The following is a 1,094-nucleotide window of genomic DNA, read 5'->3' on the forward strand; positions in this document are numbered from 1 at the left end:
GTTAGGGGGTGCGGATGGTGTCTAGGGCGAGGAGGGCTACGTGGAGGGAGAGGCAGGTCTCGACGGAGTCGAGGTCTGCGTCGAGGATGCGGCCGATGCGGGCCAGCCGCTCGTAAAAGGCCGGTCGGGACAGGTGTGCCACGCCGGCCGCCGCCGACTTGTTGCGGCCCTGTTCCAGGTACGCCCGCAGGGTGCCGAGCAGTTGCTCACGCGGATGCCGGGCGTCGTACGCCAGCAGGGCGCCCAGCTCGCGCTCGACGAACGTCTGTAGCCGCGGCTCGTCGCGCAGCAGGTGCAGCAGCCCGGAGAGCCCGACGTGCGGCAACCGGAAGATCGGCAGCTCCCGCCGGTCCCGGCGGGCCGCCTCGGCGACCTGCCGGGCCTCGGTCAGCGATCGTCCCGCCTCGCGCAGGCTGCCCACCCCGGACCCGGCCGCGATGATCAGGCCGCCGGTGACCCCCGCCGGGTCGCGGTGGCGCTGCTGTGGACGGCCGCGCCGCAGCGCGGCAGCGAAGGCGGTGAGCGCCCGCTCCTCCGCCGCCCGGTCGGGCAGGATCAGCAGCGTACCGACGCTCTGATCGTCCACCGCGCTGGTCAACGCGGTGAGGTTCGCCTCCCGCAGCGCCTGGCCCACCGCCTCGGCGAGATCCCGCAACCGGGCCGGCCCGGGATCGTCACCGGTCAGCCCCCAGTCGCCACCGGCGACCGGATCTCCGGCCGGGCCGGTCTCCGCGGCCGACTTCGACCGCGTCACGCTGCCACCGCTGGCCGATGGCTCGTCGCCTCGGTGCCGGACCACCCCGTCGCCTCGGTGCCGGACCACCACGCCGACCAGGTGGCGGCGTTCCAGCACCAGCCCCAGCCCCCGGGCCCGCAGGGCCACCTCGTCCACCGGCCGGGAGCGGTCCAGCAGGGCGGTGAGCAGGGTGCGATGCACCTGCCGTTCCAGCCCTTCGGCGTCGCGTCGGATGAGCCGCCCCAGCGCCAGCGTCGAGGCGGCCCGCTCGACCAGGATGGTCAGCCGGGTCGGCGGCGCGGGCGGTGGAGCTTCACCGGCCCGATCCGCCCCGCCGGTGCTGCTCAGGTCACCCCCC

At 75.4% G+C, this 1,094-nt stretch carries 1 protein-coding gene; it reads right to left on the minus strand.

Annotated elements, in window-relative coordinates; all coding sequences use genetic code 11:
• Window position 1: 1 nt before the first annotated feature.
• Window positions 2–1,094 (minus strand): PucR family transcriptional regulator (locus C1I93_RS30645; protein ID WP_181445394.1); only part of this gene is annotated, 1,093 nt, incomplete at its 5' end.

This window comes from Micromonospora endophytica (assembly GCF_003236305.1).
GTDB classification, from domain to species: Bacteria; Actinomycetota; Actinomycetes; order Mycobacteriales; family Micromonosporaceae; genus Micromonospora; species Micromonospora endophytica.